The organism is Peristeroidobacter agariperforans (assembly GCF_004138335.1).
Taxonomy (GTDB): Bacteria; Pseudomonadota; Gammaproteobacteria; order Steroidobacterales; family Steroidobacteraceae; genus Steroidobacter; species Steroidobacter agariperforans.
Genome location: NZ_RYFW01000002.1, coordinates 1,783,850 through 1,808,701, shown reverse-complemented (window position 1 = coordinate 1,808,701; position 24,852 = coordinate 1,783,850). Strand labels below are relative to the sequence as shown.

The window sequence follows — 24,852 nt, the reverse complement described above, 5'->3', positions numbered from 1 at the left end:
TCAGTTCTCGGCTGGCTTCTGCAGCAACCATACATAGTCGGCGAGCCGCAGGATGATCAGGCGTGTGCTGCGTTCCGCATCCGGGTTGCCGATTTCAAGCCGGCTAAAATCCTCGCCCCACACCGGCATCGTGCGGGAACCATGCGCGCCGACGATGTAGCGCCCGTCGATGATCTTCTCGATTCGATCGCGCGGATACGTGCCCTGCGCTCGCCGTGCGATCAGTGTCAGGTCGGGCACTTCGATCTTGAGCGACTCGGATGCCGGGCCGTCACCTCGCCCGGTGACTCCGTGGCAGCTGGCGCAGAAGCGCGAGTACAGCTCCGCGCCGGACATGGCGACGTAGTCCGCCGCCGTCGCTTGGCTGGAAACTGCGAGTAGCAGGAACGACGCGAGCAAGGTGATGACACGCACGGGCGACCCTCTGGAGCATCAGCTTTTCTGAATGGACCGCAGATAAACGACGAGACGATCGATCAAGGCATCGACCCGGGCGCGCTCGGCCGGATCCTTGAGGGTCTCGCTGCGATAGAATTGCCAGCCCCACACCGGCATGTCGCGAGGTCCATGCGCGCGTCGATCGAAACGGCCGTCGATGGTCCACCGCACATCTTCGGTCGGAAACTCGCCGCCATATCGATGTGTGATTCGAGTGAGATCCGGCACATGAATCTTGATCAACGGCGCGACCGGACCGTCACCTTCCCCGCCGACGCCATGGCAGCTGGCACAGAACGTTTCATACATCTCAAGCCCAGACATTTGCGTCACTTCGCGCTGCGTTGGCATGGGTGCGCATGCGACGACCGACATGGCCGAAATGGCGACGACGCTCAACCAGAACTTCATGCTCGGTCTCCCTGCGGCAAGTCTGCGCTCAACGATGATTCGAGAGTGACACTCCGGCAGGCATTGCGATGCCCGGAGTCCTCCCGGTCAGTTACGTAGTTCACCGGTGCCTGACGGCGTCAGTTCGATCTCACCAAAGTCGCCGTTGGCGACACCTGCTGCATTCGCTTCGTCGGTATCGAGATGCAACTCCAGCCGGAAGTCGGGGCTGACACGGACGATCACATCGCCAAAGGTCAGGTCGCGTCCATTACTGTCGATTCTGACGCTCACCGATTGCCGGTCATGTAATCCGAGCTGCGTGGCGTCCGCCGGACTCATGTGAATGTGTCGACGCGCGGTGATCACGCCACCTGCCAACGTGACGCACCCGGCGGGCCCCAAGACTTGCAATCCCGGGGTTTGCACGAGATCGCCCGAAACGCGCAGAGGCGCGGCCAGACCGAGCACATGCTCATCGGTGCGAGACAACTCGACCTGGTCTCGCTCACGAGGCGGCCCCATGAGCCGCACATGATCCAGTCGTCCGTCAGGACCGATCAGCGACACAGTCTCTTCAGCCGAGAACTGCCCCGTTTGGGACAGCCACTTGTGCACGCGCAGCTCGTATCCTTCGCCAAACAACTTTTGCAGCGTGTTCGAGCTCAGATGCGCGTGCCGGGCGGAGACCGCGATCGGGATTCTCACGTCAGCTCGCGCGCGTGCGGCGTTCCACTCGTTGCTCGTTTTTCACGGACCCTGTGATCTCGCACATGAAGTTCGTGAGCACATCGAAAGCGTCGTCGACGGCGATGACCCCCATCAGGGCGCCGCGTGCGTCGACGACCGGCACGCGACGGACTCCAGCGATGCGCATTCCCTGCAGCACGTCAGCCAACTCTTCGTGCTCGTTTGCAATCACGGGTTGCCGCGTCATTACGTCTTCGACCGTAAGCGAGTCTGCGGCGACCTTCTTCGCGATCACCTCGACGACGATGTCGCGATCAGTAAGCACGCCGATCGGCCGACGCAGATCGTCGCCCGATCGATAGACGACCAGGAAACCTACATGGCGCTCACGCATCATCTGCGCTGCTGCAGATAGGTCCACTGTGTTGTCGATGCAGACAACGGCACGCTGACAAATTTCACCGACTTTCATGACCGTCTCCACGACTTGGTGGTTGGAAGTCTCGACCCTGGCGGCGGTTTCGAACCATGCGGGGAAGGCCGTAAGCGCTAGGTGGGCGTCGGCTGCGCTCAAGCGTCCAATTCGGCTGCTGCCGGGGATTTCTTCTCTGTCGGAATCTCCGTCATGATCGCCTCGGTCAGCAGCAGCACGCTGGCAACCGATACGGCATTCTCCAGGGCGATTCGCACCACCTTGGTGGGATCGATGATCCCCGCCTCGAACAGATCCACGTAGCGATTCCGGGCAGCGTCGAAACCCACATTCGACTTCGACTCCAGCATCTTGCTGACGACGACACCGCCGTCGACCGCAGAGTTCACAGCGATTTGCCGGGCGGGCGCTTCCAGCGTGCGCTTGAGAATCTGAACGCCGGTGCGTTCGTCTCCTTCGCACTGCCCCTCGGCGGCCTCCACTGCCCCGACACATCGCAGCAGCGCCAGGCCGCCGCCGGCGACGATGCCTTCGGCAACCGCCGCCTTGGTGGCGCTGATCGCATCGTCCAGAGAATCCTTCTTGGCTTTCATTTCCGACTCCGCGGGCGCGCCGACCCGGATGACCGCGACGCCGCCCGACAGTTTTGCGAGCCGCTCTTCGAGCTTTTCCTTCTCGTAGGTGCTGGTCGCCTTGTCGATCTCGCGACGGATCTGCGCCGTGCGGCTGTCGATCGCGGCGCGTTCGCCTGCCCCGCCGATCAACGTGGTTGAGTCCTTGTCGATCACCACCCGGCGCGCCCGGCCGAGCTGTTCGACGGTCGCGTCGTCGAGCTTGAAGCCAAGCTCTTCCGAGATGAGTTGCGCACCCGTCAGTACCGCAATGTCCTGCAACATCGCTTTGCGTCGATCGCCAAAACCCGGCGCCTTTACCGCGGCACTTTTCAGCACGCCGCGGATCTGATTCACGATCAGTGTGGCAAGCGCCTCGCCTTCGATGTCCTCGGCGATGACCAGCAGCGGCCGAGCATCCTTTGCGATCTGCTCCAGCAGCGGAATCAAGTCCTTCATGATGTTGATCTTGCGATCGGTGAGCAGGATGGAAGCATCCTCGAGCACGGCTTCCAGTTTTTCGGTGTCGGTGATGAAGTACGGAGAAAGATAGCCTCGGTCGAACTGCATTCCCTCCACGACTTCGAGCACCGTCTCGGTCGTTTTCGATTCTTCGACCGTGATCACGCCTTCGCCGCCGACCTTCTCCATCGCATCCGCGACGAGCTCGCCAATAGTTTCGTCGTTGTGCGCGGAGATGGTCGCCACCTGCGCCTTCTCCTTGCGACTGACGACTGGCTTGGATTGCGCGCCGAGCGCTTCGACGGCCACCTTCAGGCCGCGGTCCAATCCGCGCCTCAGATCAATGGCGCTCGCACCTGCGGTGACATTACGAATTCCCTCGCAGAAAATCGCGTGCGCCAGGATGGTTGCCGTGCTGGTGCCATCCCCCACCAGCTCACCGGTCTTCTCGGCCGCTTGCCGCAGCATCTGCGCGCCGAGGTTTTCCTCCGGGTCCGTCAAGTCGATTTCCTTGGCGATGGTCACGCCATCGTTACAAACAATGGGTGCGCCCCAGGACTTTTGTATCAGGACGGACTTCGATTTCGGCCCCAACGTGATGCGGACGGCGTCGGCCAGCCGCGTTGCGCCGCGTAGGATCTTTTCTCGCGCTGCCGATTGAAACAGGATTTGTTTGTGCGCCATGACGGCGACTCCTTGAGGGGTGCACGACCGATAGTGCCGCCATCGGGCCGCGCTGCCTTTAAGGAATGCCGGCAAGGAGACTCGGCTTCCACGAGGGATGCTGCCGAAATTGCCGCTTCTGCGGGATTTCCAGCAGGCTTTCACGGAATGTTCGGGTGTCCGCGTACTCCCACGGCGCGGCAATGTCCGGTCGTTCGAAGACTATCGGAGCCGTTATGCCGCGATTCATGAAAGCAGCTGTGTTCGTCAAGCCAGGCCGGATCGCGCTCGACGAACGGCCGATTCCCGATATCGGGCCGCTCGATGCGCTGATTCGGATCACGACCACGACGATCTGCGGCACCGACGTCCACATCATGAAGGGCGAGTATCCGGTGCGGCCAGGTCTGATCGTGGGCCACGAGCCGGTGGGCGTGATCGAAAAACTCGGCTCAGCTGTGCAGGGCTATCGCGAAGGTCAGCGCGTAATCGCCGGTGCCATTACTCCGAGCGGGCACAGCCACGCGTGCCTCGCGGGCGATGGTGCACAGGATGGCGCCGGCACTGCGCACGGCTGGAAACCGATCGGCGGCTGGAAGTTCGGTAACACGATCGACGGTTGCCAGGCTGAGTACGTGCGCGTGCCGGACGCCATGGCCAATCTCGCTCCGGTGCCCGATGAGCTCAGTGACGAAGAAGTGCTGATGTGCCCGGACATCATGTCTACCGGCTTTGGCGGCGCCGAGCGGGGTCGTATTCAGATCGGCGATACCGTTGCAGTGTTCGCCCAAGGCCCCATCGGCCTGTGCGCGACCGTCGGCGCCAGGCTGATGGGCGCCACCACGATCATTGGTGTCGAAACGGTCGAAGCCCGCGCAGTAGTCGCGCAACGGCTCGGTGCAGATCACATCGTGGACTTTCGCAAGGAAGATCCGGTAGCAGCGATCATGACGCTGACGCAGGGGCGCGGTGTGGACGTTGCAATCGAGGCGCTGGGTACGCAACCGACATTTGAGGCGGCGCTGCGCGTACTGCGGCCCGGCGGCACGCTCTCCAGCCTCGGCGTATATTCCAAGGATCTGAGCATCCCGCTCGGTGCATTCGCTGCGGGCCTTGGCGATCACACTATCGTCAGCACCCTGTGCCCCGGCGGCAAGGAACGCATGCGCCGACTGATGGAAGTCATCGCGTCCGGGCGCGCCGACCTGAAGGCCCTTGTGACCCACCGCTTCAAGCTCGATCAAATTGAGCAGGCGTACGAGTTATTCGCCAATCAGCGTGACGGCGTACTGAAAGTGGCGATCACGCCCTGATTCGAAGCGGAGCGTGGCGCGGATCAGTGCCGGATCTGCGCCACTTGGTCCGCGAGTTCATGCTGACGTCGCGAGACTTTGACCGGAGCTTGCAGCACGTGTTCCAGCGTGCGATACGCCGACGGCAACCTCGACAACTGCTCGGCGCAATACATTCTCGCCTCCTTCAATGACGGCGCACCACCCAGACGCCGACCGTTCGTCATCACCTCGTGCAGCAGCGGCTGCCCCTCGATGATCTCGTCCTCGCAGGCCAGCGCGTCCATGCAGAAATACCCGCTCGCATCGTACTGACGGTAGACCTGTCGTGGCCCTGGCCATGTTTCCTTCGACTGGGACAGCTTTCTTACCGGACGATCGGCGTACTGCTGCAGCTTATAGGCGCAATCCAACGAAGGCGCGTCTTCGGAGACGGCTAGCCTCGTCCCGAGACAGAAGGCGTCGATTGGCACACGGGCAGCCACCATCGCGTCAAGCGCGTACTCATCCAGACTGCCGCTGGCGAAGATGCGTATGTCCTTACAGCCCCCACGATCGAGGACGGTGCGCACGGCACTCGCCGCCTGTGCGAGATCTCCGCTGTCGATCCTCACTCCGTGAATTCTGATGCCTTCGCGAAGCAACTGATGTGACAACTCAACCACGCGCGCGGCGCCCCGCTGAATGTCGTACGTATCTATCAATAAGACGATGCCTTGCGGATGACAACGTGCGAAGTTCTGGAAGGCGTCCGCTTCGAACTCGTGCGCCTGAACGAAGGAGTGCGCCATGGTCCCTGCCGGTGGAATGCCATATCGATACGATGCCTCAACGGTCGCTGTCGCATCGATACCGGCAATGTAAGCCGCCCGGCTCGCCAGCAACGCAGCTTCGGCGCCATGCGCTCGACGCATTCCGAAATCTATGAGCTCCGCCTTCGGTGCCGCGAGTCGGCAGCGTGCGGCTTTGGAGGCCACCAATGTTTGATAGTGCAGCAGGCTGACGATCCGGCTCTCGACGAGCTGAGCTTCGGGCAATGGCGCTTCCACCCGCAGGATTGGCTCGCTGGCGAAAAACACCGTGCCTTCGGGCACGGCAAACACACGTCCGGTGAAACGGAATGACGACAGCCGTTCCAACGTGCTGTCGCTCAAACGCTTCGTGGACTCCAGCCACGCAGTCTCCTCGGCCGTGAAGTGCACGTTCTCGAGATATTCGAGCACTTGGTCGAGGCCCGCGGCAATGAGAAAACTACGCCGGTTCGGTAACCGTCTCACGAAGAACTCGAACACCGCTGTCTGGGTCATTCCCAAGCGGTAATACGCATCGAGCATTGACAGCTGATACCAGTCGGTGAGCAACACCGAGGGAAGATTGCCGCGGGTAGTCATATTCAGCTCCACAGATTGGCAGCCTAAAGATCGATCTGCCCGCGAACGAGCAACACCGGAACCGGTGCCGAGCGCACCACCTGCTCGGCGTCGCTCCCCATGGCGAGTCGCGACATGCCCCGGCGGCCATGCGTGCCCATTACGATCAGGTCCGCGCCCCACGATTTCGCGGCGTCGACGATACAGTCGGAAGCTCTGCCGCCGATGGTCTCGATGAGTTTGTCTTCCGCCTGCACGCCCTGAGCCTTCGCAAGGTTGTGAGCGTCAGCCAGCGTCTCCTTACCGGCGGCCCGTATGCTCTCGATCAACTCTTGCCGATACTCGGTGGGCGCGAGCACTGCATCCGAGAGCAATTCGTTCACGACGTGTAGCAGCAGGACTCGGGCGTTCAACGCACTGGCAAGCTGCAGTGCCTCGGCCAGCCCCTTGACTGAACAGGGGCTGGCATCGACCGGAACCAGGATTTTGCGGTACATAGCGGGCTCCCGCATGAACTGTAGCGCGAACACATGCGCGTCGAACCCGGAATTCTCCGGAATCGCCACGCGGTTTCGCTAAGGCAGCCGGTCGCTGCAGCTAGGGACCGACGCGTACTCACTCTCGGGAACGCTCGGGTTCCTCCCCTCTCTACGACGCCCATACTCGACCGCACCAGATCACTCAGGAAAATCGCTCCATGGTGCGTGTTGCAGTCCTGACGAGCGGCGGAGATGCGCCTGGAATGAACGCCGCGATACGGGCGGTTGTTCGCTGTGGCGTTCTGCAGGGATTGCAGATGTATGGTGTGCGCCGAGGCTACGCTGGCCTGATCGCGGGTGAGTTCATTCATCTCGGTCCTCGCGAAGTCGGCGGCATCATTCATCAGGCCGGGACCATGCTCGAAACCAGCCGTTGCGAGGAATTCAAGACCGACGCAGGACAGCGCGCAGCGATCCAGCAACTGTACGATCGCGATATCTCCAACCTCATCGTCATTGGCGGCAACGGCTCGCAAGCCGGCAGCCATGCCCTGGCCTGCCGAGGCATTCGAGTGATCGGTATAGGCTCGACGATCGACAACGACCTCTACGGCACCGATGTTTCCATCGGCACATCGACCGCGCTCGACACCGCGCTCGAAGCCATCGATTGCTTGCGAGTTACCGCAGCGTCGCACGAACGCGGCTTCATCGTCGAAGTGATGGGCCGGCACAGTGGCTATCTCGCCGTCTCCGCTGCCATCGCCGGCGGCGCTGAAGCAGTGATCATCCCGGAAGCGGAAACACCGCCGGACGACCTCGTTCGACAGCTGCACGCATCACGCGAACGTGGCAAAAGGCACGCGATCGTGGTCGTGGCCGAAGGCGCGAAGTACAACGCCGACGCGTTGGTGCGCTACTTCGATCTTCACGCCGCGAAGATTGGCATTCAACTGCGCATGACGCGGCTCGGCCACGTTCAGCGTGGCGGCACGCCCGGCGCGTTCGATCGGATTCTCGCAAGCCGACTTGGTGCAGCTGCCATCGAGCTGATCGCACATGGGCAGTCGGGTTGCCTGGTCGGCATACATCGCGGCGAGATCATTCGTACACCCTTATCCGAAGTGGCGGGGCGCACCAAGCCGCTCGATCCCACGCTGCTCGATCTGGCCCGAGCTCTGGCCACCTGACCCTCGGAGGTAATTGCCATGAAACTCAAAGAACTTTGCGTCCTGGATGTCGCGTGCTGTCACAAAGAGACAACGGTCGCCGAGGCTGCCCGGCTGATGCGCCAGCATCACACCGGCGATCTCATCGTCATCGACGAGAGCGACGGGGTCCGGGAGCCGCTCGGCATCCTCACCGATCGTGACATCGTCATGGAAGTCATCGCCAAGGGGCGCGATCTGGATCGCACTCAGGTCAGTCAAGTGATGGCGGTCCCGCTGGTCGTGGCGTCCGGGTCGGAGAACGTTGCCACAGCCATCGATCGCATGCGTACTCACGGCGTGCGTCGGCTGCCTATCGTCGACGACGACGGTGCTGTGCTCGGCATCATCACCTTGGATGATCTCTATCGAGTGCTCGCCGAGCACACAGCCGCGCTGACTGCCATCGTCGCCAAGGAACAAACACGCGAGAGCCGAGGTCGGCGCTAACGGGCTTGCCATGCCAAACACACCAGTTCGATTGAGCTTCTATGGGGCCGCGGGCACTGTAACCGGCTCACGCTATCTCTTGGAAACGGGCGATCGCCGTATTCTGATCGACTGCGGCCTGTTCCAAGGTTACAAGCAGCTACGGCTTCGTAACTGGACGCCCCTACCCTTCGATGCTCGTGAGATCGATGCGGTGATCCTGACTCATGCGCATATCGATCACAGCGGGTTTCTGCCTGTGCTCACGCGCCAGGGTTTCCGTGGCCCGATCTACTGTTCGGCGGCGACGCTCGAGCTCTGCAAGATCCTGTTACCCGACAGCGCCCATTTGCAGGAAGACGACGCGCGCTTCGCGAACCGGCATGGGTTCTCCAAGCACAAGCCGGCTTTGCCTCTCTATACACAGCTGGATGCGCACGCCTGCCTGCAACAGTTCCAGGTCGTATCGACGGATGCACGCACCGCATTGGGCGAAGCCACCGCTTTCACGCTCAAGCGGGCTGGTCACCTCCTGGGAGCCTGCTTCGTTCGCCTCGAAAGTCGCGGCGTGTCGGTGACGTTCAGCGGCGATCTGGGCCGGCCCGACGATCTCATCCTGCAAGCGCCCGCGTCGCCACCCGCAACGGACTTTCTCGTGTGCGAGTCGACTTATGGAGATCGCACGCATCCGGTGATCGATCCTGAAGCAGAGCTGGCAGAATGTCTCACGCCGGCACTGGCGCGTGGCGCGGTGGTCGTCGTTCCAGCCTTCGCCATCGGCCGCGCCCAAAGCCTGTTGCTCCAAATCGCCCGGCTCAAACACAGGGGGCAACTCCCCGACGTTCCAGTGTTTCTCGACAGTCCCATGGCCATCGATGCAAGCCACCTGTACCGGCGATTCATGGATGAGCATCGCCTCAGCGCAATCGATTGCGACGACATGTGCCGTGCCGCCACGTTCGTCAATACAGCCGAGCAATCCAAATCGCTGAGCCAGCGCGGCGGCCCGATGATCATTGTTTCAGCCAGCGGCATGGCGACCGGCGGACGCGTCATACATCACTTGAAAGCCTTTGCCGGCGACGAGCGGAATCTCATTCTCCTGACCGGCTTTCAAGCTCCGGGCACGCGCGGCGCTTCGCTTGCAGGCGGGGCATCGAGGGTCCGAATTCACGGTGAGGACTGGCCTGTCCGTGCCGAAGTCCGTCAACTGCAGGCCAGTTCCTCGCACGCCGACGCTGGCGAAATCCTAGCCTGGTTGAAGCAAATGCCGAAACCTCCCCGCCAGATCTTCATCACCCACGGCGAGCCGGGCGCCAGCGACACGCTTCGCCAACGTATCGAGCATCAGTTGGGTTGGGCCGCCATCGTTCCCGAGTATCGACAGACTATCGAGCTGACGGTGCTGAAGTGGGCGCCGTGGCATTGAGCGCAGTTAGTTGCGTAGAGCTGCTGACCGTTCTCGGCGTTTTGGTCGAGCTGCAGGGTGTTGCGCACCTTCTCATCGACGGACGACGGCGAAGACTCTGTCATCCCGGCCGCGAACGAGCAAATTAGAACCGCGCTGGTTGTGGAACGCGTATCCCCGTCCCCATTGTTCGCAACGACATTGTCGGATGGTGCCGAGTCTTCGCGTATCCGTGAACCGCTGCTACCGGTGGATCCCCCTAACCTAGCCGCAAAATCCGAGGTAGTCTCCGCATGTGGGTCCATGCAGAGTACGAGTCGGGCCGAATAACAAAGATCGCCACTCCGATCATTCCAAAGGGAGCAACGACGTGGTCGCCAAAGTAGAGAACCCTTCGAAGCCGGTCGTCTATATCGTCGATGACGACGATGGCATGCGGCGGGCCGTGTCCACCCTATTGACGACGATCGGTCACAGCACGATCGCCTATGCCAGCCCGACGGAATTCCTCGCCAAATATGATCCGAGCAAGCCGTCCTGCCTCGTGCTCGACGTGCGTATGCCGGAGATGAGCGGGTTGGAAGTGCAACAGCAGCTGAATCGTTCGGGCTCGATGCTGCCGGTCATCCTCATCACAGGACATGGCGATGTCCCGATGGCTGTGCAGGCCATGAAGGATGGGGCATTCGATTTTCTGCAGAAGCCCTTTCGGGACGAAGATCTGCTCGACCGCATTCGACGGGCCCTGCAGCAGGATGCGGAAAACCGACGCAGTGTTCAACGTCACGCCGACCTGCGGCAGCGAGCGAACTCGCTAACTCCCCGGGAACGCGAGGTGATGGCCATGGTCGTGGACGGTCGCGCCAACAAGGTGATCGCGATCGACCTCGGATTGAGTGAGCGCACGGTGGAAATTCATCGGGCCAACGTCATGGAAAAGATGGCGGCGAGCTCGGTCGCGCACTTGGTGAAAATGCATCTGCTGTTAGACGCAGAGACCTGACCTGCTTCCCTCGTTCCGTACATGCGAGCGCAGCGCGATCTGGTAGCGTCGGGTCATGCGTGTGCACTCATTCACCAGCTGCTCTGCCGCCATCCTCGGTCTGCTAACAGCGGTCACAAGCGCGCCTGCGCCTGCCGACTCCGTCAAGCCGGTCACGGTCCAAAGCTTTCCGCGCGCCGAGTCGCACATGTACTTCGCCAAGGCAGTGAAGGATGGAGCCTTTGGAAAACTGGTTCATCAGCGCGTTCCCGTCGCCATCGAGAAGCAGGACATCATCCGGATGAACCGCGACACACTCTACTCGAGCGGAGTGTTCGATCTCGATGCGGGGCCCGTCACGATTGTCCTGCCGGATACGGCCGGTCGATTCATGTCTCTGCTGATTATCAACGAGGACCATTACACTCAGCCCGTGACGTACGCGCCAGGTCGGTTCACTTTCACTCGCGATGCCGTGGGCACACGCTACATGTTTGCGGCCGTCCGCACACTGGCGAACCCGGCGGACCCCACCGATTTGCAGGCGGCGACCGCCGCGCAGGACCGCATCGAAGTGCAAACTTCGGCGGCGGGGCGCTTCGAGATACCCGACTGGAGTGCGGCCGAACGAGATGAGATTCGTAGCGCTCTGCTGACGCTCGCAGGAAAGGCCGGCTCGGACAGCGCAGAGCGCTTCGGCGCTCGCGACAAGGTGGACCCCATCCAGCACCTGTTATTCACGGCGGCCGGCTGGGGCGGAAACCCTCGCGAGGCAGCGGTCTACACCGCTGTCGCCCCGAAGCCCAACGACGGCAAGAGCGTCCTCCAGCTGACGGTGCGCGATGTTCCGGTCGACGCCTTCTGGTCCATCAGCGTGTACAACGCACGAGGCTTCTTCGAGAAGAACGCTTTGGAGAGCTACTCACTGAACAATCTGACCGCGACACCCAACAAGGATCGTAGCTATACGATTCAGTTCGGGGGTTGTACAGAGCGAGCGGTGAATTGCCTTGTCACGCCACCGGGATGGACATACGTAGTTCGCCAGTATCGACCTCGCCAACCTATTCTCGACGGTACTTGGAAGTTTCCGGAAGCGCGTCTCGTGGAGCGAGCACAACGCTGAGCGCCGCACTCGTTTGCCCTGACAATCCTGTCGAAGGACCTCGAAGCCGTCCAACTCCTACGTTTTCAGGGCATCCCAGCGCACGCAGAACGTAATCCCCGATCTCCTGCAGGTGGTGCCATGACTTCACTGCCCAGTCTCTCGCGTCGTGCATGTCTTTGGATCACAGCCAGCGAAGGTCACGCGTGTATTCCGCAGCAAGATATTAGACGCACCGGGTTATCCACCCTGCGCCGGAATCCCGGTCGCTTTGAGCCTAAATCCCTACAAGCGCTGGAGGCAACCGCCCGACACGGTAGCTTCGTGGGCGCGGCGTCCGAACTGGATGTGGCTGCGGCGGCAGTGGGCCAACTCGTGCGTTCGTTGGAAAAGCTGGGTCGATTACCCGCTCTTCAAGCGCACGCTCGGGCGCCGAGCGGCTCGCGCAGGCGACGAATGGACTTGAATTCTGTAGCCCAAACTTCCCGCGACGTTGTTGGCGGACGATAGGGCGTGACTAGAGTTCGCGCAAACCAGCCGTGACTTGCATGCGCGCGGCCTGCAGCGCTGGAAAGAGGCCGCCGATCAGACCGATGCTGATGGCCCACTTCAGACCATCGACAATGAGTTCTGGAGGGACATTGAAAGCAAACACGATCTGACTGGAGTTCGCGCTGGTCGTTGAGCCGACATAGCCATCGAACAAGAGCCAGGCAATGGCCCCACCTATGACACCGCCTGGCACGGCAAGCAGTAGCGTCTCGATCATCACCGCGACCACCACCGGCAGGCGACGAAACCCGATGGCACGCATCGTTGCAATCTCACGTGCGCGCCCCGAGACCGCCGAATACATGGAGTTCAAGGCGCCGAACAGCGCGCCGATCGCCATAATGGCGCCGACGGCCGTGCCGAGTATCTGCGCGACTTTGGTCAAGTGCTCGGACTGGCGACTAAAGTATTGCCGGGTGATCATCGCCTCGGCCTTGAGTCGAGGATCATTCGCAATCGCAGCATTCAACGGATCGATGGCGGCAGGTTCGTTCAGTTGTACCAGCAGCGATGTCTTGGCACTTCCGCGCCTGAATGCGGACGCGATCACGGCAGTATCGCCCCAGAGCTCAGAATTGTGAGCATCTTGGCTATCAAAGATGCCCACCACCGTCCAGGCCTGGCCGTTGACCATCAAGGTCGCACCCTCGTGCACGGCGAGCGTGCCCTGCACTCCGGCGCCCGCAACGAGCTCCCGCAAGCCAGGCATGAACGCCCGCCCCGCAATCAACTTTGCACGGGGCCGCAACTCCCATCCCCGCTCCCCAATACCGCGGATACCGATATTCGCATTCATCCCCGTGCGCTTAGGGAGTGACGCGACGACGAGCAACTCAGGTGAGGCGATGGGCTCGTTGAGCTCGGAACGGCGAATCTGCGGGAGCTGGGACAGCATCCCGACGCCTTCATGTGTCAGTGACGAGTTCGCCTCGGATCGAGCACCTGTTTCCAGGATGATCGCAGTATCGTCTCGTCCGGTTTGCTGCAAGGTGCTTTCGAAACCCTTGCCCATCGCAAACAGCGCCACCATAACGCCCACCACGCCTGCGATGCCAACGACGATGACGGCAGCGGATCCCATCCGCTGCGGGATCGTTGTGATCCCCACCAGAGTCACTGACCACGTTTGCCACCCTGTCCGCGTTATGCCCAGCCACAGCGCCAGCAACAGCACCGAGACCCAGAGCACCCAGGCCGGAAGCAGCAGCACGAGTGCCACAAAAAATGCGGCAATGAGGAGCACCGTCAGAGTGAATGCCAGTGATCGGGAAGTTTTCACGACATTTCCTGTTGGCGAGCCCATTAGCGACCCGCAATGGCATCAATGATTCGCACACGAATACCGCGTGCTGCCGGAATGGCTGCCACGACTAGTCCGACAATGGCGGCGACGGCCAAGGCGCGCAACCAGATGTCCGCGGCGATCGGCAGCATGGGGAGACTCGGGCCAAGTTTTGCTTTCAGCACCTGGACCGCAGCCGTCGCGGCGATGAGGCCAGTGACGCTTCCGGCCATGAGCATCAGCACGGACTCGCCCAAGATGAGGCTCATGATCAGACGCCGAGAGAACCCGAGCGTTCTCAGAATACCCAGCTCCGGAATGCGCTCCCGAACGGCTTGCGCCATGGTATTTCCGGTGAGTAGCACGAGCGTGAAAAACACCGCGCCCATGATCGAGCCGGAGATCAGTCCCACATCGGCGAGCTGCTTCCCCCACTCTGCATACAAGGCAGCCTCGCTTTGCGTTCGGGTCTCATGCTCCGAGTTCGCCGACAAGGCATCGATGGCCTGACTGATGGGATCGCTCTGGTCAAGATCTCGGACCTTGACTGTGTACCAGGTGACCGTACCCTTTTCTGCCACCCTCGCCTCGTCGAAGTAGTCCCAATTGATATAGAGGATGCCCTCCATCGCTTTTAGATTGGGGTTGTCAATCCGATAGATTCCGACCAGATCAAACGTCCACGTTGTATCGCCACTCTGTTGCTGCACCTTCGACTGCAACGGAATTTTGTCTCCGACTTTCCAGTTGTATTTCTTGGCTAATGTTTCACCTGCCAACGCACCCGTCTTGGTGGACTTGAAAGCCTCTCGATGATCCGCGGCGATGTACCATTCCGGGTAAAGGTCCAAGTAATGCTTCTCGTACGCTTCGACCGGGACCAAGTTTTTGGGATCCTGGTACGTACCTAAAAAGGCGCTGCCATAGCTGGCGGCGACGACCCCAGGCACCGTCTGAATGCGAGCCTGAAGGCTCTGCGGCAACGGCGATCCAAAGCTCACTTTCGCCGCGGTAATCAAGCGATCGGCTCCCGGGATCCCTTCGCCGGCGTGTGCAAAAGCAGATCGCACCGAATCGAGGAGTCCAAACAGCAGGAAGGCGGCAATGATCGACACCAGCGTGAAGGCCGTCCGCACTCGCCGTATGTTGAGCGCCGCCCAGATGAGTTCGAGGAATTTCATGCGCGCTTCTCAGCTTTGGCGTCCGACGGGGGATCGGCTACCAGGCTGCCCTTGTCGAGATGAAGAACGGATTGCGCATACTCCGCCGCTTTCGGATCATGCGTCACCATCACAATCGTCTTGCCGTAGCTTGCATTCAGCGCTTGCAATAAGGACAACACTTCCTTCGCCGACCGGCGATCAAGATCGCCCGTCGGCTCGTCACAGACGAGCAACTTTGGGTCGGACACAATGGCACGCGCGATGGCGACACGTTGCTGCTGACCGCCGGAGAGCTCGTTCGGGTGATGCTCCGCACGCTCACTGAGCCCGACCAATTCCAAGGCAGTGAGCGCATGGCGCTTGCGCTCAGCCGCCGACAGCTTCGTCAGAAGCAAGGGAATCTCCACGTTTTTCCTGGCCGAAAGCATGGGCAGCAAGTTGTAGAACTGAAACACAAATCCCACACTCGAGGCGCGCCAGCTCGCAAGTTCATCTTCGCCAAGCTGATCGATCTGCTTTCCCGAGACCCGGATCGTCCCTTCGCTCGGTGAATCCAGTCCCCCGATGAGATTGAGCAATGTCGTCTTGCCAGAGCCCGAAGGTCCCATGAGAGCAATGAAGGCACCCTGCGGAATGTCTAGGTCGATCGCATGCAGCACTTCGACTTTCTGCTTTCCTCGCTCGTAGATCTTCTTAACACCGTGCATTTGGACGATCGGTTTCGCGGCTCGTGCTTCACTGTGCGTCAATGGCATGGTTTCTCTCTCGCTATCCGCTGGTGGCCTGGGTCGACACCGCCCCCACCTTGGCGAGACTCCCCTTCCGGTCAAGATCGAGTGATGCTTGTATCAGTTGCGCCTCGTATAGTCCGAGCATCGAGTGCGCCACTCGTAGTGCGCCTCAGACTCTGAGAGCGCAGCCATCTGTGCCGTGCTTTCCAAACGGGTCAGCACTTGCCCCGCGCCAACGGCCTCGCCTTACATGTGTATGCTTGACGCTGGCCTGCGGCGGCGTCCCCCTCTCCCTGGATCTGACCGACATATAGGCCACATTAACCCCCAGGATCATGTGCACACGACGGCGGGTTCCGAACGATCTTCCAGTTCGCTCGGATCATTATGCGACAGCGGATGGTACGCGATCCTGGATGACGAACGTTGGATGTAAATGTTCTTGGCGAGCTTGCGCCTAGCGCACTCCACCCATTGCCGGCTCGATAAAATCCATTTCGCCAATGGGCGCACCCCTCGGCGAATGCTGACCGGCGAGATATCCACGAAAAAGGCATTACCCGGATTCCCCTGGCTTCCTCTTCGATGCCTTTTCTGTATTGCCTGCCTCACCAGCTGCCCGAGAAACATACTTCGACGGCCGACAGGAATTTTGGCTGCGCCTAGCCTTTGTGGCGGACACCAAAGATGCCGTCGCCCTCCTGCCCGTAACACGCCTGGTGGCCGGTGACTGAGCGTATGCATGTGGTGCAAGGCTTGAGAGCGTTGGCATGGCGAAGAAAACACAGCCCAGTGGCACTACACGATGACAGGTTCGCGAAGCGCCGGGTCTTTTACGCCGGTCGGTGACAGCACGCGGCGAGTACGAGATTACGGCCGTGAACCGCTGGTGCTTGGAGCGCGACTGTTTTAGAGTGGAGCAGTTGGCGCGTGGAAGAGCGCGGACTGCTCGCACGACGGGAGGAGCTCCTTTCACACCTGGCTGAAGACCGTGACACGAGATCAGCCCTGCTCGGTTCCCAATGGAAGTGATAAGATCCACAGACCGACGATGGTATAGGCAACCATCAGGATCAGAGTCGGCACCTGGCTGATGACCCGGCGCTGGTTTGAAAATGTTCGCATGGCCGTGACATGCGCCAGATAGATGCTGGCAACGTGACCGCCGAGCAATACTGCGATCTGCGTATGCCACACGATGCCCATCTCCAGGGTCGAAGGTTCGACGGGAGCGGCGCCATCGAGTGACAACAGGTTCCAGCCGATACCCAGGGGGTCCGACAACAACAATGGCAGCGCCTTCATCTGCACCCAAAGAAAGGTGAAATAATGCGTGAAGTGATAGGCAACCGCGATCGGCAGCAGCGAATAACAAGGTGAGCGACAGCGTCCGCAGAGGAATCGCGCTTCGGGTGATGAGCTTCGCCAGATACAGCACCATCAGATACATCCCCAGGTACAGAAGCGGAAAAATCAGGAGGCCAGCTTTCCTATATAGCAGGTACCAATCCATCAGCACGGCCTGCGCCTGGCCGAGATCATCTCCCCACACCGCTTCGAAGATCGATAGCGCGTTTCTCCAGAACAGATCGGCCCACAATACGGTAGCGAGAATCGCATCGTACGTAGTCGACGACAGCATGAAGAGCACGAACAAGACGATGCCAATGTGCGCAGGCCTGCATCTCAGCGCGCCTTTGAACGGCGAACGCAGACTGACCTGCCAACGACCAGGGATGCCACGCGACCGCTTGTATTCCGCCGGTGCGAGCCGGCCAATCATCTGGAAGTAGATGCTGAAAAAATCAGCCCTGCGAAACCAAACAGTTTTGCCGAATGCGCGGCAACCGGCCAGAGTGATTGCGCTATAGATCAATAAGAGGATCGCGGTGGCACGAGGAGTCGCGCGCTCAAACAGCTCAATGCCGACGAGCAGCATGTAGAACGCTACCGCAGGCCAGTATCCAAGTGGCCGTGGCCACCTCACCCGACGCACTGTGAGATTGCCACCCATGCGCTCCAGCCAATCAACCGCTGCTCGCCACGGGTTGATCAGCGCATACAGATCACCGGCCGTCAGACTGATGTAGGCAAAGCCGAGTAAAAACATCGTCCAGAACAGCGTCATCCCCAGGTTCCGGACGGGATCAGTACTTCCGAACAATCCTGCGAACGTGCTCACCAGCAGACAGACTATCGCCCCTGACCGAAGCACCCCAAACAGCAGCGGGTTCAAAGCGATCGAGCGCCGGCTGCTCTCCAACCACCCAGGCGCACGCACCTGCGCGGGCGGCGCAGTGACCAGAATCCCCAGAAGTGAAAAAGTCAGCAGGAGGATCGCGACACACGCGTACACGTACATCCAGAACGGCACAGGCAGCACGTACACCGCGCCAAATGAGTGCGCGCTCGAGAACGTTGGGACGATGCCGGCAAGGCACAACCAGCGCCGCTGTACGCGAACCCGTGGCATCAATATTCCTTAACCTCGAGTACCGCCACCTGACGATGAGCAACTAGAGTATTGGGATCCGCGGGGTTCTGCTTCTCGTGCAGATGGATGGGATAGATACCCGGGGTCTTCGCGACGAAACTGAGCACCACCTCGGCGCCCACTTTCAGGGTCACATTCTGATCGTAACCATGCACATGAACATCGCCTGCGCGGTCGGAGCGAATTGACAACGTCACGGTTTCATTCTGCCTCACCGGCAGGACCGTCATAGCCTCGCCCGGTTGAGGGGCGGCGATCAGCATTGCATAGACCGACTGGGGAGCGAGACGTGTGTCGTGTTCGCCGATCGAAGCGCGAAGACCTAGATAGAGTACAACGAGCATTCCGAAAGTGGCGGCAACCCACAGCATGCCGCCGTGCCACGTACGGGAAGCTCCAGACCTCACCTCGACCTTCCAATAAGAGGAAAGACGCCGTCGTTCTGAATTATTCCTTAAACAGATTTCTATTCGATGCCCTAAATTGATCCGAGAATCTCACGATTTGGAAACCGTTGTCCGCGCTGGTGAACCATATCTCCGTAGCATTCTCTCGGAACTTCGGTGCAACAAGCACCGAATCCGCAGTATAGTCCTGCCCTGGCTCGGCGGAGAAACGAAATAACGACCCAGGGCGGTCCTGTGTGCGCCGCGCGGGCGGCTTGTAGTATGCTACTTCGCGGGGGCGTTCAGGCTCGCGAATATCGAATACGCGCACGCCCGCTTCAAAGTTGCCGCAGGCTAACAGTTTCCCGTCCTGCTCATCATCTACGCTGCACGCGAAGCTGCCGTAAGAACCATACTGTGTCGGATCGTGCAACGATTTCTGACAATTGGTTGGCTCGGCAACCTCCGGCACGAGCTTCGCAACAACTCGCGGCTGGGCATCGTCCGTCACGTCGATGATGCGCGCCAATCCGTGCGCCGGTCTTCCCGACTTACAAGCAGAGGCCAGTCGTTCGTTACCGAGCGCGCCAAGATTGTCCGAAAAGATCAGATAGTCTCGATCTTTGATCCGAACCAATTCGAGCCCTTCCGCGCCATGAGTATCATCCCAGAACAGAGTGGTGATTAGACGAAACTGAGCCCCCCCGCGGCGAGCCTGTACGTCAACGGCATCGAAGATGGCCAGCCCGTTTGGGACAGCAGATTTTCTCGTATCTTCGTCCACGCGTTTGAGCGCGACATATACCCGGCGTCCGGCCCTGTCGATTACGGCACTGTGGGTCATCCAATCTTTTTTGTCCGGCGGCGGAGTCCAAGTGGCGATGGTGCGAGGACGGGTTGGATCGCTGGTATCGAGTGCGAAAACCAGTGGTCTGCCCGCTTCCCACCTCGCTCCGTAAAACGTAAGCCCATCCGCCGAGAATCTACCGGCGTGGGATACTATTCCCTCAGGAAAACGAGTGCTGCTCTTCAGCACTGGTTGCCGGCACTCGGCTATATCGTAAACGTCAAAAGTGGCTACGCCGTCGGCTGCGACAGTGCTGGCGACAAGCAGGCGTCTCTGCGGCGCGATTTCCAGGGACTCATGCGCATTGAGCATCGCTGGGCTCGCGAGGTATGTGCTGGCTTTCGGACGACGAGAGTCCGACACCTCAAGCACCGCCACTCCAGGGTGTTTCATCTTGGGATTCGGAGCCGTGGAGAAGTAAGCGCAGCTGTCGAACGCTTCAACGTCTGCTCCCGCCCCTTCGCCTTCGAACTGGCCGATCAGATCGAGATTACAGCTAAAGGCTTTCGTGTTAGAGCTGAAGCGCTCAGCGAGCGTGGTCTGTCCTTGCACCGTTTCAACGCGATCCTGGGGGCCACAAACCGCTCTGGGCATGGAACGTATGACCTCCGCAGCCGCTGAGTAAGAAGTCGCGATAAATATAGCGGCCAACCAGAGAAATCGGAACGTCTCATGCCGCGATCGCGGAATGTCCTTTCTGCTCATCCGAGGTCCTTCAGATCGGTCGGGAACGCGTATCGAAGAATGACGGTTCGAGCGCGTGCCACGGCATGAATGTGGTCGTCAAGTCTTGCGCGCGCCCGGTGAGAGCCGCCTCGTACCCCTTGAATAGAATCTCGTGAACATGCAACTGCTGCGCGCCCCCACATCTCGGCGCAGCGAGCCCCTGGATACAGTCGACAAAGTGGTCAATGAGCCCTTCGCCGTTGATATTAAGTATGGGCTTCACAGCGGGACGATAACAGTCTTTCTCTCCGCGCCAAGTGATAGCCTCCGCCCTTTCGACGGGACGATCCGGCGAGTGAATCACGACCTCGTCTCCGAACACGCCTGTAATCATCGTGGCGTGGCGTCCGTAGATGAGGACGTCCCCTCGATACAGAGACGAACCCCAGAATGCTCTGAGGACGGCTTGTTGGCCGCCACTCCATTCCAGAATCAATGAGACATTGTCGTCGATGTTCGATTCAACCACCTGCTCCCCCACGATGCGTCGCGGGATAAGTGTGTTTACAAAGCCGGTGACTCGACGAGCAGGGCCCAACATTTCCATGAGATAGGCGACGGGATACACCATCGTATCGAGCATCACACCGCCGGCAGTATCCTTGTCGTAGTACCAATTGGCCCGTGGATGTCCGCTAATGTTGAGCTGCGCTTCAGCGCCCGTCAGCACGCCGAGCGTGACCTCATTAAGATAATTGAGCGCGGTCAGAAAAGCAGGTGTGCCGTAGTACGGCAACGCGAGAAACACGACCTTGCTACGCTGCGCAGCGGCAACCATGGCCTCGCAATCTGCATAACTCGTCGCCATGGGCTTTTCGCACAGGACATGGATACCTCGCTTGAATGCAGCCAGGGCTGGCGCTGCGTGCACCGAACTTGGCGTGGCTAAGATGACCGCATCTGGCTTGACCTTGTCGTACATGATTTCGTAGTCATCAAACCATTCCTTGATCCCATACTCGGTAGCGCGGCCCTTAGCACTGCTCAACGTGCGAGCGCAGGTGGCGACAAAGCGTGCGCGCTGACTGTCTTTGACTTGCTTGAGGTAGCGATGTGAGATTTGGCCAGTACCGACAATCGCCAGCGTCACAATGCCCTTCGCTTTTGGGCGTGCCAGGTTGGCTGAAGCCGCTTCACTGGATTGAGCGATGTGGGCTGCCGCGGCGACTCCGACTGTGGCGGACGCTGTCTGCCACAAGAATGAACGACGAGTATGCAAGAGAACCCTCTCTTCCGCGGCTGCATCCGAATCGATGCGGGTTCTAGATAGACTGTTCGGCGATGTCGGCGTACCCCTGAAGCAACATGGACGAATCGAAGGCCAGTCACTATTGCACTCTGCAACCGTGCCACGTGCGTTCCGCCCGGACTATCGGAGACACCTCAGCAGCGTTCGGTGAGATACTCAAGCAGTCACCGGATTTTCAGAGAATCGTCATCCAATTCAAATGTGGCGTTCTCTTCCGAGACGATTGGCGAGCCGGGTTTCCATCTCATCTGGATATTTTGCTTCTGCATTACCCGGATGCGCTCGTCGAACCGGCAGAAGTCGCGAATGCCTTCGACAAACTGAGGGATCACGGCAAAGTACGCAATTTTGGCGTGAGTAATTACACGGTCAGTCAAATTGAATTGTAGAAAAAGTATGTTCACCAGCCGATTGTCGCAGATCAGATTCCGCTCGGACTAATGCATCCCGATGTGCTCGCTGATGGACTCAGGGGAAATCGAGCGGATAGCAAACGTAGTACTGGCATAGTCGACTATTGCCGGCTGCATGACATAGGCGTCCAAGATTATTCTGCACTCAGGGGCGACTGGCTGAATCCCGGCGCAGACGTTGGGCAAACGGCCAAAGAGGCGGCGCAGGTGATTCGGCAGATCGCGGATCAGAGAAACACGACCCCTTGGGCCATAGCTCTAGCTTGGCTGCTTCGTCATCCTGCTACGATCATCCCGATCATTGGTAGCACCAACCCCAAGAGCATCGCCGAGAATTGCGCAGCCGACGAGATCAGCCTGGATCGTGACGAGTGGTACAGGCTGCTGGCCGCAGCAACAGACGCAATACCGATATGAGTCATCGCGTCGGCCGCTTAAGATAGCTAGTGGCTCACTTGAGTCGCCTCACGTGCGCGCTGCCGCACGTACATGAAGATTGCGTGAGCTTCGTCCTCGCTGAGTTCATCGAATTTCGGCATGCCCGCAGCTGCGAGAACGCCCTCACGCACCACGGCATTGAACGCTTCCCGGTTCAGTGCCAATCCTGACTCACGCAGATCCGGAGCGATTGATGCGTAGTTCTCGAGATTTGGACCATGACAGCCGCCGCAACGGCCGTAAGCTTCTGCGCCTTTCGCAGCCAGCGTCGCATCAATCGTCAGTGTGGGGTCGTCGACGGCCTTCACATGGAAGCGGGGCGGATTGCTAGGAGGCAAGTGCGTTCGTGTTCCTAATGCAAACGTCAACAGCCGGCGGGGTTGCTCATTGAAGCGCCACCCATAATCCGCCAGCTTGCTAGAATTGGCAGTTCCGCCGTAGCCGACCAGCACTGAGATGTATTGCACTCCATCCACTGCGAAAGTCATTGGCGCAGCGTTGATCCCTAAGCCCGCATCGAAGCTCCAAAGCTTCTTCCCCGTCTGTGCGTCATACGCCAGGAACTGCCCGCGGCCAGTGCCCTGAAAAACGAGATTGCCGCCAGTGGAGAGCACGCCTCCGTTCCAGAAGCAATCCTCATACTGGACCTCCCAGCGTTTTCTCTGTGCCACTGGGTCCCACGCCAGAAGTCCACCGATACCCTCGCCCGGCTCGCTCGTGCCAAACCCTCCTGACGAAGCTGAGATCCACATGCCTAATTGCGTCGTCGGGATATAAACCAAACCATTGCGCGGATGAAATGACATCGCCTGCCAGTCATGAATCCCAAATGCGCTGGGCCATATGACGACGGTTCCGTCTTTGTCCTTGAGTTGGTCGATCTTGACTGGACGCCCCGTCTCGATATCGATGTGGCTTGTCCAGGTCACTTTGCCGATCTTCTCCGCCGAGATTAGTTTTCCGCTGGTCCGGTCAATGACGTAAAAAAAGCCGTTCTTGGGCGCCTGCATTAATACTTGGCGCGGCTTTCCGGCGATGTTCAGATCGCCAAGGATTATTTGGTTGGTGGCGTCGTAGTTGGGATCGAGGTCCAACGCCTCGCCAGGATTAACTTGATAGTGCCAGACGTAGCGGCCTGTATCCGCTTCCAGCGCTACTATCGAGGAGGAGTACAGCCGGTCTCCCTCCAGTTTGGCGCCCGATGCGGTCGCTGTTCCGACATAGACGCGATTAAATGTCGGATCGTAGACCATGCTGTCCCAAGCAACTCCGTGGCCCCCTTGCTTCCACCACTCAGCCGGCCAGGTCTTGGCGGCTCGTGCCATAGCCTCGCTTTCGAAACCTTTTGCCGGGTCGCCGGGAACGGTATGGAAACGCCACACCTTGCGGCCGGTCTCAGCGTCGTAGGCGGTAATAAAGCCGCGAGTCGTGTCGTAACCGCCATTGCCGATGATGACCTTGCCGTTGAATGCGCGAGGCGCGCCGGAAATGTTCTTCTGCATGTTTGGTTCATCGAAGGTCTGTGTCGCCCAAACTTCCTTGCCTGTAGCTGCATCCAGTGCCACGAGGCGGCCATCAGCAGTGCCTACGTAAACTTTTCCGCGCCAGAACGCCACGCCACGGTTAGCGCCAAAGATGGCACCGCGCGTGCGCACAGGGTGCGCAGCGAGATCAGGATCGAATTGCCAGAGCAACCGTCCCGCGCGGGCATCCACGGCAAATACCCAGCCATTGGTGCCCGAGAAATACAGCACACCGTCGACTGCGAGCAGGCTAGCCTGCAGCGAACGCTGGCGGGGAAGGTCGAGATACCACGCTAATCCCAGCTGCTGAACGTTGCCAGTGTGAATGGCACTCAAAGGGCTGAACTGACGCTCCGAATACGTACGTCCGTTGGTCAGCCAGTTGCCGCCTTGCTCCTCATCCGCGATGCTGCGCGCGTCGACGATCCATTTGGCATTCGCCGAGATCGTGACAATCCCGACCGTGATTCCAATAACTATGAGATTGTGAGCGCCCACGATACTTTCGTGAAGGCCGGGAAAGAACAGGCTGGAGCTGATGCGTATATGGTGTTTCTGGCTGCGGGCTTCATTGCCAAACAAAGCTCAAGGGCCATCGGAGGAATTTCGTGCAGCAACGAAGCCCGCCCGTGTCGATCCGGAGATGCGAACTTGTTCGGTAAGTGAGACCGGATAGTGCTCTTGGTTAACCCCTCAACTGGCGCTGCCTCGAGCAACGCAGCTGTATCACGGCTGACCACATAGCGTTGAGTAATCGATTCAGTGGCGCTCGTGGCAGGCCAATCAGCTTTCTATAGGGTTGAGGCTTCATCGTGTAGCTGCGTAAGAACAGCGGCGTTCTGGCAGGCCAATATCCACGTGAAGCTCCAGCGAACACCACAATGTCAGCCGGAGAGCGCCGCTATCGTCCTGATGTTCTCGCTCTTAGCACGACCTTGCTTGGCTTGCCATCGATGATCGAACGCAATTCTGATTACCATGTGACGGGAGCGCGCTGTTTCTCGCTGCAATAGCTGTGGCGATCGTAGAGCCCTCAACTCGTGCGTGATCCGCCCGCGCGCGTGAACTCGGCGCGATCTCGCGTCGTA

At 59.8% G+C, this 24,852-nt stretch carries 23 protein-coding genes and 1 pseudogene; 8 read left to right on the top strand and 16 right to left on the bottom strand.

Translation table 11 applies throughout. The annotated features are described in order from the left end of the window. From EK373_RS21595 to groL, 5 genes are all read right to left on the bottom strand, one after another. A complete protein-coding gene (locus tag EK373_RS21595; RefSeq protein WP_129645751.1) occupies positions 1 to 414 on the bottom strand; it encodes a c-type cytochrome in 414 nt (137 codons plus the stop codon). 18 nt (positions 415 to 432) lie between these two features. After that, complete coding sequence (locus EK373_RS21590) at positions 433 to 849, bottom strand: c-type cytochrome (RefSeq protein WP_129645750.1); 417 nt, start codon at positions 847 to 849, stop codon at positions 433 to 435. A gap of 87 nt (positions 850 to 936) precedes the next feature. Next, positions 937 to 1,536 (bottom strand): phosphate propanoyltransferase, encoded by a 600-nt coding sequence (gene pduL, locus EK373_RS21585; protein ID WP_129645749.1) that lies wholly within the window; start codon positions 1,534 to 1,536, stop codon positions 937 to 939. Position 1,537: 1 nt separating this feature from the next. Then, positions 1,538 to 1,990, bottom strand: coding sequence for a CBS domain-containing protein (locus tag EK373_RS21580; RefSeq protein WP_129645748.1), 453 nt, complete (start codon positions 1,988 to 1,990; stop codon positions 1,538 to 1,540). 98 nt (positions 1,991 to 2,088) lie between these two features. Then, a complete protein-coding gene (groL, locus tag EK373_RS21575) occupies positions 2,089 to 3,708 on the bottom strand; it encodes a chaperonin GroEL (protein ID WP_129645747.1) in 1,620 nt (539 codons plus the stop codon). 215 nt (positions 3,709 to 3,923) lie between these two features. Between groL and EK373_RS21570 the strand changes: the two genes are divergently transcribed. Next, a complete protein-coding gene (locus tag EK373_RS21570; protein WP_129645746.1) occupies positions 3,924 to 5,000 on the top strand; it encodes an NAD(P)-dependent alcohol dehydrogenase in 1,077 nt (358 codons plus the stop codon). Between the two features lie 23 nt (positions 5,001 to 5,023). Here EK373_RS21570 and EK373_RS21565 read toward each other — a convergent pair whose 3' ends face one another. Both EK373_RS21565 and EK373_RS21560 read right to left on the bottom strand, forming a co-directional pair. Beyond that, a complete protein-coding gene (locus EK373_RS21565; protein ID WP_129645745.1) occupies positions 5,024 to 6,370 on the bottom strand; it encodes a nicotinate phosphoribosyltransferase in 1,347 nt (448 codons plus the stop codon). Between the two features lie 23 nt (positions 6,371 to 6,393). Then, positions 6,394 to 6,846 (bottom strand): universal stress protein, encoded by a 453-nt coding sequence (locus EK373_RS21560; RefSeq protein ID WP_129645744.1) that lies wholly within the window; start codon positions 6,844 to 6,846, stop codon positions 6,394 to 6,396. A 200-nt stretch (positions 6,847 to 7,046) separates the two neighbouring features. On the opposite strand from EK373_RS21560, the gene EK373_RS21555 reads away from it, so the two are divergent. Genes EK373_RS21555 through EK373_RS21545 form a run of 3 tightly spaced genes read left to right on the top strand, consistent with a single transcriptional unit; the run spans position 7,047 to position 9,894 of the window. Beyond that, complete coding sequence (locus EK373_RS21555) at positions 7,047 to 8,018, top strand: ATP-dependent 6-phosphofructokinase (RefSeq protein WP_129645743.1); 972 nt, start codon at positions 7,047 to 7,049, stop codon at positions 8,016 to 8,018. 18 nt (positions 8,019 to 8,036) lie between these two features. Next, positions 8,037 to 8,486, top strand: coding sequence for a CBS domain-containing protein (locus tag EK373_RS21550; protein ID WP_129645742.1), 450 nt, complete (start codon positions 8,037 to 8,039; stop codon positions 8,484 to 8,486). A 10-nt stretch (positions 8,487 to 8,496) separates the two neighbouring features. Continuing rightward, positions 8,497 to 9,894, top strand: a complete 1,398-nt coding sequence (locus EK373_RS21545) for an MBL fold metallo-hydrolase (RefSeq protein WP_129645741.1) — start codon at positions 8,497 to 8,499, stop codon at positions 9,892 to 9,894. Here EK373_RS21545 and EK373_RS34360 read toward each other — a convergent pair. Next, positions 9,813 to 9,998, bottom strand: coding sequence for a c-type cytochrome (locus EK373_RS34360; RefSeq protein WP_407676198.1), 186 nt, complete (start codon positions 9,996 to 9,998; stop codon positions 9,813 to 9,815). The genes EK373_RS21545 and EK373_RS34360 overlap by 82 nt on opposite strands. A 245-nt stretch (positions 9,999 to 10,243) precedes the next feature. Here EK373_RS34360 and EK373_RS21540 point away from each other — a divergent pair, with 245 nt between their 5' ends. From EK373_RS21540 to EK373_RS21530, 3 genes are all read left to right on the top strand, one after another. Beyond that, entirely contained in the window at positions 10,244 to 10,876 is a 633-nt protein-coding gene (locus EK373_RS21540) for a response regulator transcription factor (protein ID WP_232831175.1), read from the top strand. 55 nt (positions 10,877 to 10,931) lie between these two features. Continuing rightward, complete coding sequence (locus EK373_RS21535; protein ID WP_129645739.1) at positions 10,932 to 11,981, top strand: DUF1254 domain-containing protein; 1,050 nt, start codon at positions 10,932 to 10,934, stop codon at positions 11,979 to 11,981. A 120-nt stretch (positions 11,982 to 12,101) separates the two neighbouring features. Beyond that, entirely contained in the window at positions 12,102 to 12,470 is a 369-nt protein-coding gene (locus EK373_RS21530; RefSeq protein WP_198683495.1) for a LysR family transcriptional regulator, read from the top strand. A 7-nt stretch (positions 12,471 to 12,477) separates the two neighbouring features. On the opposite strand, the gene EK373_RS21525 is transcribed toward EK373_RS21530, so the two are convergent. From EK373_RS21525 to EK373_RS21495, 7 genes are all read right to left on the bottom strand, one after another. Further along, positions 12,478 to 13,815, bottom strand: a complete 1,338-nt coding sequence (locus EK373_RS21525; RefSeq protein WP_129645738.1) for an ABC transporter permease — start codon at positions 13,813 to 13,815, stop codon at positions 12,478 to 12,480. Further along, positions 13,815 to 14,975: an ABC transporter permease gene (locus EK373_RS21520; protein WP_129645737.1), complete on the bottom strand. Its 1,161-nt coding sequence runs from the start codon at positions 14,973 to 14,975 to the stop codon at positions 13,815 to 13,817. The genes EK373_RS21525 and EK373_RS21520 overlap by 1 nt, the downstream gene beginning before the upstream one ends. Next, on the bottom strand, positions 14,972 to 15,664 hold the full coding sequence (locus EK373_RS21515) for an ABC transporter ATP-binding protein (protein WP_407676210.1): 693 nt from the start codon (positions 15,662 to 15,664) through the stop codon (positions 14,972 to 14,974). The genes EK373_RS21520 and EK373_RS21515 overlap by 4 nt, the downstream gene beginning before the upstream one ends. A 1,026-nt stretch (positions 15,665 to 16,690) precedes the next feature. Next, the gene (locus EK373_RS21510; protein WP_129645735.1) at positions 16,691 to 16,993 is read right to left on the bottom strand and encodes a hypothetical protein; all 303 of its coding nucleotides are present in this window, start codon (positions 16,991 to 16,993) and stop codon (positions 16,691 to 16,693) included. Positions 16,994 to 18,160: 1,167 nt separating this feature from the next. After that, complete coding sequence (locus tag EK373_RS21505) at positions 18,161 to 18,553, bottom strand: cupredoxin domain-containing protein (RefSeq protein ID WP_129645734.1); 393 nt, start codon at positions 18,551 to 18,553, stop codon at positions 18,161 to 18,163. Between the two features lie 76 nt (positions 18,554 to 18,629). After that, a complete protein-coding gene (locus EK373_RS21500) occupies positions 18,630 to 20,009 on the bottom strand; it encodes an LVIVD repeat-containing protein (RefSeq protein ID WP_129645733.1) in 1,380 nt (459 codons plus the stop codon). Between the two features lie 121 nt (positions 20,010 to 20,130). After that, positions 20,131 to 21,360 carry a Gfo/Idh/MocA family protein gene (locus EK373_RS21495; RefSeq protein ID WP_157994476.1) on the bottom strand — a complete coding sequence of 410 codons (1,230 nt, stop codon included), beginning with the start codon at positions 21,358 to 21,360 and terminating at the stop codon, positions 20,131 to 20,133. A gap of 86 nt (positions 21,361 to 21,446) precedes the next feature. On the opposite strand from EK373_RS21495, the pseudogene EK373_RS33815 reads away from it, so the two are divergent. Further along, positions 21,447 to 22,220 (top strand): annotated as a pseudogene (locus tag EK373_RS33815) (aldo/keto reductase). A gap of 26 nt (positions 22,221 to 22,246) precedes the next feature. On the opposite strand, the gene EK373_RS21480 reads toward EK373_RS33815, so the two are convergent. Continuing rightward, entirely contained in the window at positions 22,247 to 24,262 is a 2,016-nt protein-coding gene (locus EK373_RS21480) for an outer membrane protein assembly factor BamB family protein (RefSeq protein WP_232831174.1), read from the bottom strand. Between the last annotated feature and the right edge of the window lie 590 nt (positions 24,263 to 24,852).

Bases quoted from the DNA above. Each gene is read 5' to 3' on its own strand.
- EK373_RS21590 (WP_129645750.1), bottom strand. From the start codon at position 849: ATGAAGTTCTGGTTGAGCGTCGTCGCCATTTCGGCCATGTCGGTCGTC.
- EK373_RS21550 (WP_129645742.1), top strand. From the start codon at position 8,037: ATGAAACTCAAAGAACTTTGCGTCCTGGATGTCGCGTGCTGTCACAAA.
- EK373_RS21510 (WP_129645735.1), bottom strand. From the start codon at position 16,993: ATGAAGGCGCTGCCATTGTTGTTGTCGGACCCCCTGGGTATCGGCTGG.
- EK373_RS21515 (WP_407676210.1), bottom strand. From the start codon at position 15,664: ATGCACGGTGTTAAGAAGATCTACGAGCGAGGAAAGCAGAAAGTCGAA.
- EK373_RS21525 (WP_129645738.1), bottom strand. From the start codon at position 13,815: ATGGGCTCGCCAACAGGAAATGTCGTGAAAACTTCCCGATCACTGGCA.
- EK373_RS21505 (WP_129645734.1), bottom strand. From the start codon at position 18,553: ATGCTGTGGGTTGCCGCCACTTTCGGAATGCTCGTTGTACTCTATCTA.
- EK373_RS21570 (WP_129645746.1), top strand. From the start codon at position 3,924: ATGCCGCGATTCATGAAAGCAGCTGTGTTCGTCAAGCCAGGCCGGATC.
- EK373_RS34360 (WP_407676198.1), bottom strand. From the start codon at position 9,998: ATGACAGAGTCTTCGCCGTCGTCCGTCGATGAGAAGGTGCGCAACACC.
- EK373_RS21565 (WP_129645745.1), bottom strand. From the start codon at position 6,370: ATGACTACCCGCGGCAATCTTCCCTCGGTGTTGCTCACCGACTGGTAT.
- EK373_RS21545 (WP_129645741.1), top strand. From the start codon at position 8,497: ATGCCAAACACACCAGTTCGATTGAGCTTCTATGGGGCCGCGGGCACT.
- EK373_RS21560 (WP_129645744.1), bottom strand. From the start codon at position 6,846: ATGTACCGCAAAATCCTGGTTCCGGTCGATGCCAGCCCCTGTTCAGTC.
- EK373_RS21520 (WP_129645737.1), bottom strand. From the start codon at position 14,975: ATGAAATTCCTCGAACTCATCTGGGCGGCGCTCAACATACGGCGAGTG.
- groL (WP_129645747.1), bottom strand. From the start codon at position 3,708: ATGGCGCACAAACAAATCCTGTTTCAATCGGCAGCGCGAGAAAAGATC.
- EK373_RS21530 (WP_198683495.1), top strand. From the start codon at position 12,102: ATGACTTCACTGCCCAGTCTCTCGCGTCGTGCATGTCTTTGGATCACA.
- EK373_RS21535 (WP_129645739.1), top strand. From the start codon at position 10,932: ATGCGTGTGCACTCATTCACCAGCTGCTCTGCCGCCATCCTCGGTCTG.
- EK373_RS21500 (WP_129645733.1), bottom strand. From the start codon at position 20,009: ATGCCCAGAGCGGTTTGTGGCCCCCAGGATCGCGTTGAAACGGTGCAA.
- EK373_RS21555 (WP_129645743.1), top strand. From the start codon at position 7,047: ATGGTGCGTGTTGCAGTCCTGACGAGCGGCGGAGATGCGCCTGGAATG.
- EK373_RS21580 (WP_129645748.1), bottom strand. From the start codon at position 1,990: ATGAAAGTCGGTGAAATTTGTCAGCGTGCCGTTGTCTGCATCGACAAC.